Origin of the sequence: Sphaerisporangium sp. NPDC049002, from assembly GCF_040649355.1 — a bacterium.
In the GTDB taxonomy this organism is placed as follows: domain Bacteria; phylum Actinomycetota; class Actinomycetes; order Streptosporangiales; family Streptosporangiaceae; genus Sphaerisporangium.
This window is the reverse complement of the sequence record NZ_JBEZFH010000331.1, coordinates 1-5,368: the sequence shown is the minus strand read 5'-3', so window position 1 is coordinate 5,368 and position 5,368 is coordinate 1. Positions and strand designations below refer to the sequence as shown.

The window sequence follows — 5,368 nt, the reverse complement described above, 5'->3', positions numbered from 1 at the left end:
GCACCCTCGCCACGCTGGCCGTCTCGGCCTGGCAGGGCGCGCGGGTCTTCCGCGTCCACGACGCCGCCTCCGCACGGGCCGCCCTCGCCACCGTCCCGGTCCGAGAGTGGGGTTGTTAAATCCCCTCATTTACGGTAGGAAATGGGTATGTTGATGAGCCCGTTGCTCGTCCGGCGGCTTCATGTGGACCTGTGCCGCCTCAGGGGTACGACCCGCCGTCCCTGACCGCGTCCACCGGCCGGTGAAGGGCGCGAGCCGCCGGCCGCTCCTCTCCCTCGCCCACCACGCCGTCACGGCGTAACGGAGCGAACCGAAGGCGTGCCCCCCGGAGCGACCTCGTGACCTCTCCCGTCTCCTTCCACCCCGACCCCGCCGCCGACGCCGGAGCCGAGCATGCCGGCGCGGGGGCGGGGAGCCCCGTGCCCACGGCGGCGCCTCGCGACCGCGCGCCGGGGTACCGCAGGCTCGGCGTACGGCTGCTGTCGATCGCGGTGCTCCTGGCGCTGTGGCAACTGGCCGCGAGCGTGACGCGGAACCCGTCGTTCATCCCCTCGCCCCGGGCGGTGTGGGACCAGCTCGTCCTGACCTCGACCGTCCACGACGGGATCCGGGGGTACAGCGGTCACCTCTTGGTCGAGCACCTCGGCGTCAGCCTCCGCCGCATCCTCATCGGCTCGGTGCTCGGCGTCGTGGCCGGGCTCGCGCTCGGCGTCGTCATGGGCACCGTGCCCTGGATCCGCGTCGTGGCCGAGCCGCTGGTGACCTTCGTCCGCGCGCTGCCGCCCTTGGCGTACTTCAGCCTGCTGATCATCTGGTTCGGCATCGACGAGACCCCGAAGCTGTGGCTGCTCACGATCGCGGCGCTCCCGCCGGTCGCGGTGGCCACCGCCTCCGCGGTGTACGCCGCCCCGGCCGGGCTGGTGGAGGCCGCACGGGCGCTCGGAGCGACCCGGTGGAACCTCACCAGGGACGTCGTGCTGCCCAACGCCCTGCCGGAGATCTTCACCGGCGTCCGGCTGGCCGTGGGCATCGCCTACTCCTCCGTCGTCGCGGCCGAGACCATCAACGGCGTGCCCGGCATCGGCGGCATGGTCCGCGACGCGCAGCGCTACCTCCAGACCGACGTCGTCGTGCTCGGGCTCTTCGCGATCGGCATCTCCGGCCTGCTCATCGACGCGGTTCTGCGTGTCGCGGAGAACCGGCTCATCCCCTGGCGCGGCCGCGCCTGACCGGCGTCCACCCCCACGATCCACAACGCCCCCTACGGACCAGAACCGCCCGTACGGACCGGAAGTCCGTACGAACCAGACAAGGAAACCCGTCCATGGCCCGACCACGCCTCAGGCGCCTGCTTCTCCTCGCCGCCGCCGCCGGCGCGGCTACCGTCCGTCGCGTCCGAAGGCGGCGAGGAGGCGGTCGGCGGCGAGGGCCGGGGTGAGGGTGCCCTCCAGCACCTCGCGCTCCACCTCGGCCGTGATCGCCACCACCTCGGGGCTCTCCTTGAGCCGGGTGAGCAGCCGGTCGCGCACGAGCGTCCAGGTCCAGCCGACCTGCTGGCGGCGGCGCTTGGCGGCCAGCTCGCCCGAGGACTCCAGTAGGTCCTGGTGGCGGACGATGTGCCGCCACAACTCGGACAGGCCCGTGCCCTCCTGCCCGCTGCAGGTCAGCACGGGCGTGTTCCACGCCCCGCCGCCCCCCCGCAGGAGCCGCAGCGCGCCCGCCAGCTCACGGGCGGCCTTGCGCGCGTCCATCTCGTGGAGGCCGTCGGCCTTGTTGACCGCGATGACGTCGGCCAGCTCCAGCACACCCTTCTTGATGCCCTGAAGCTGGTCGCCGGTCCTCGCCAGCGTGAGGAGCAGGAAGGTGTCCACCATCTCGGCCACGGCGGTCTCCGACTGGCCGACGCCCACGGTCTCGACCAGGACGGTGTCGAACCCGGCCGCCTCGACGACCACCATGGCCTCGCGGGTGGCCTTGGTGACGCCGCCCAGGGTGCCCGAGGTGGGCGAGGGGCGGATGTAGGCGTTCGGGTCGATCGAGAGCCTTCCCATGCGGGTCTTGTCCCCGAGGATGCTGCCGCCGGTGCGGGTGGAGGAGGGGTCGACGGCGAGGACGGCGACCCGGTGCCCCTCCCCGGTGAGGTGGACGCCGAGCGCGTCGATGAAGGTCGACTTGCCGACCCCCGGCACGCCGGTGACGCCCACCCTCCTGGCCTTGCCGGACAGGGGGGTCAGCTCGACCAGCAGCCGCTGGGCCAGCTCGCGGTGGTCGGCGCGCGAGGACTCCACCAGCGTGATCGCCCGCGCGATCCACCCGACGGAGCCCTCCCGCACGCCTTGGACGTAGTCCTCAAGCCGTGGCATGACCCAGCCGGCCGGAGAGGTCCCGCAGCAGGTCGAGGGCCGCGTCGGCGATGACCGTGCCGGGCGGGAAGATCGCGGCGGCGCCGGCGGCGCGCAGCGCGTCGAAGTCGCCCGGAGGGATCACCCCGCCCACGACGATCACGATGTCGTCCCGCCCGAGCGCGGCGAGCCTGTCACGCAGCTCGGGCACGAGCGCGAGGTGACCGGCCGCGAGCGAGGAGACGCCGACCACGTGCACGTCGGCCTCGACGGCCTGGCGGGCCACCTCGGCCGGGGTCTGGAACAGCGGGCCCACGTCCACGTCGAAGCCGAGGTCGGCGAAGGCCGTGGCGATCACCTTCTGTCCCCGGTCGTGCCCGTCCTGGCCGATCTTGGCGACCAGGATGCGGGGCCTGCGGCCCTCCTCGCGCTCGAACGCGGCGCACGCGCCCCTGACCTTCTCGATGTTGGCGGCGTCGCCCGCCTCGTCGCGGTACACCCCGGAGATGGTACGGATCTGGCCGGCGTGCCGCCCGAAGACCTCCTCCAGCGCGTCGGAGATCTCCCCCACCGTGGCCTTGGCGCGGGCGGCGTCGACGGCCAGGGACAGGAGGTTGCCGTCGCCCGCCGCGCCCCGGGTGAGGGCGGCGAGCGCGTCCCGGCAGGCCTGCTCGTCGCGCTCGTCCCGGAGGCGGCGCAGCTTCTCGATCTGCTGGGCGCGCACGGAGGTGTTGTCGACCTTGAGCACCTCGATGTCCTCGTCGGAACCGGCGCGGTACTTGTTGACGCCGATCACCGGCTGCCTCCCGGAGTCGATGCGCGCCTGGGTGCGGGCGGCGGCCTCCTCGACGCGCAGCTTGGGCAGTCCCGCGTCGATGGCCTTGGCCATGCCGCCGGCCCGCTCGACCTCCTGGATGTGGCCCCACGCCTTCCGCGCCAGCTCATAGGTGAGCCGCTCGACGTACGCGCTGCCGCCCCAGGGGTCGATCACCCGGCAGGTGCCCGACTCCTGCTGGAGCAGAAGCTGGGTGTTGCGGGCGATGCGGGCGGAGAAGTCGGTGGGCAGGGCCAGCGCCTCGTCCAGGGCGTTGGTGTGCAGCGACTGCGTGTGCCCCTGCGTGGCCGCCATCGCCTCCACGCACGTGCGGACGACGTTGTTGAACACGTCCTGCGCGGTCAGCGACCATCCGGAGGTCTGGCAGTGGGTGCGCAGCGACATCGACTTGGGGTTCTCTGCGCCGAAGTCCTTGACCAGCTTGGCCCACAGCAGCCGGGCGGCGCGGAGCTTGGCGACCTCCATGAAGAAGTTCATGCCGATGCACCAGAAGAACGACAGGCGCGGCGCGAACGCGTCGACGCCGAGCCCGGCGCCGACCCCGGCCCGCAGGTACTCCACCCCGTCGGCCAGCGTGTAGGCCAGCTCAAGGTCGCACGTGGCTCCGGCCTCCTGGATGTGGTAGCCGGAGATCGAGATGGAGTTGAACTTCGGCATCCGCTCGGAGGTGTACGCGAAGATGTCCGAGATGATCCGCATGGACGGCCCGGGCGGGTAGATGTAGGTGTTGCGGACCATGAACTCCTTGAGGATGTCGTTCTGGATGGTCCCGGCGAGCTGCTCGGGGGCCACCCCCTGCTCCTCGGCCGCCACGATGTAGAGCGCGAGCACCGGGAGCACCGCGCCGTTCATGGTCATCGACACGCTCATGCGGTCGAGGGGGATGCCGTCGAAGAGCTGCCGCATGTCGTAGATCGAGTCGATCGCCACGCCCGCCATGCCGACGTCCCCGGCCACCCGGGGGTGGTCTGAGTCGTAGCCCCGGTGGGTGGCGAGGTCGAAGGCGACCGACAGGCCCTTCTGCCCGGCGGCCAGGTTGCGCCGGTAGAAGGCGTTCGACTGCTCGGCGGTGGAGAACCCGGCGTACTGCCGGATCGTCCACGGCTGGTTGACGTACATCGTCGGGTAGGGACCGCGCAGGAACGGCGGGATGCCCGGATAGGTCGACAGGAAGCCGAGGCCGTCGAGGTCCTCGGCGGTGTAGAGCGGCTTGACGCCGATGCCCTCGGGGGTGTCCCACGTCAGGTCGGACGGGCTCTTGCCCACCTGGTCACGCACGGCCTCCGCCCAGCGGCCGAGATCGGCCCGGACGGGCTCGCCGTCCTGCGTCCCGGGGTTCAGGGGGATCCCTGAGAAGTCGGGAATCATGGGGTCACTCCCAGGTCGTCGAACGTGGCGCGGAGCACTTCCAGCACGTCGCAGCCGGCGTACAGGTTGGCGTCCACGCCCTCATGGTCACCCTTCCCCGCCAGCCAGATCTTTCTCGCCCCCGCCCGCCGGAGCTCGGCCGCGACCGCCGCCGCGTGCTCGGCGTACAGCTTGTCGCTGGAGCACAGGCAGGCGACCGTGGCGCCGCTGCGCCGGAAGGCATCGGCGATCTCGGCCGGATCGGTGCCGGGGCCGCCCGCGACGGTGGCGATGCCGCCGGCCTGGAAGAGGTTCGCGGCGAACGAGGCCCGCGCGGTGTGCGCGGCCACCGGGCCGATGGTCGCCAGGAAGACCTCCGGCCTGGCCCGCGCCCGGTCGGCGGCGTCGCGCAGCTCCTCGAAGCCCTGCGCGTAGTGGACCCGGGGCAGGCCGCCCCCGGTGGGCTCGGGCGCGGGCGACCGGGTGGGACGCCGCTCGGCGAGGTTCGGGAACTCGCTGACGCCGGTGATCGGGTCGCGGCGGCGGGCGATGCCGGCGGAGCGGCGCGCCCAGGTGGCGGCGAGCCGCTCGGGGATCAGCCGGTCGAGGGCCGCCTCGGCGCCGCCCGCGCGCTCGATCTCCTGGAACCACTCCCAGGCCTTGGCCGCCAGGTCGGCGGTGAGCCGCTCGGCGTACCAGGAGCCGCCGGCCGGGTCGGCGACCCTGGCGACGCCCGCCTCCTCGACCAGCTGGTCGCGCGTGCGGCCGTCGCCCTCCGTGCGGCCGAAGACCCGGTGGTAGATGTCCACGATCGGCGCCGCCGCCTCGGGACGGGAGTCGAAGA

4 protein-coding genes are annotated in these 5,368 nt (G+C 72.7%); 1 reads left to right on the top strand and 3 read right to left on the bottom strand.

Going from position 1 to position 5,368, the window contains the following annotated elements:
* Positions 1-338 precede the first annotated feature (338 nt).
* On the top strand, positions 339-1,229 hold the full coding sequence (locus AB0B89_RS34615; RefSeq protein WP_358561434.1) for an ABC transporter permease: 891 nt from the start codon (positions 339-341) through the stop codon (positions 1,227-1,229).
* Positions 1,230-1,379: 150 nt separating this feature from the next.
* Here the strand turns inward: AB0B89_RS34615 and meaB are convergent, their stop codons facing one another.
* From meaB to AB0B89_RS34600, 3 genes are all read right to left on the bottom strand, one after another.
* A complete protein-coding gene (gene meaB, locus AB0B89_RS34610) occupies positions 1,380-2,363 on the bottom strand; it encodes a methylmalonyl Co-A mutase-associated GTPase MeaB (protein WP_358561431.1) in 984 nt (327 codons plus the stop codon).
* Positions 2,350-4,545 (bottom strand): methylmalonyl-CoA mutase, encoded by a 2,196-nt coding sequence (gene scpA / locus AB0B89_RS34605; RefSeq protein WP_358561428.1) that lies wholly within the window; start codon positions 4,543-4,545, stop codon positions 2,350-2,352. Before scpA ends, meaB begins: the two co-directional genes overlap by 14 nt.
* Positions 4,542-5,368: methylmalonyl-CoA mutase family protein (locus AB0B89_RS34600; protein ID WP_358561425.1), on the bottom strand; the 827-nt coding region annotated here is incomplete at its 5' end. The genes scpA and AB0B89_RS34600, both read right to left, overlap by 4 nt.

What these genes read in the sequence shown, in the direction of transcription:
- scpA (WP_358561428.1), bottom strand. Translation starts at nt 4,545, where the DNA reads ATGATTCCCGACTTCTCAGGGATCCCCCTGAACCCCGGGACGCAGGAC.
- meaB (WP_358561431.1), bottom strand. Translation starts at nt 2,363, where the DNA reads ATGCCACGGCTTGAGGACTACGTCCAAGGCGTGCGGGAGGGCTCCGTC.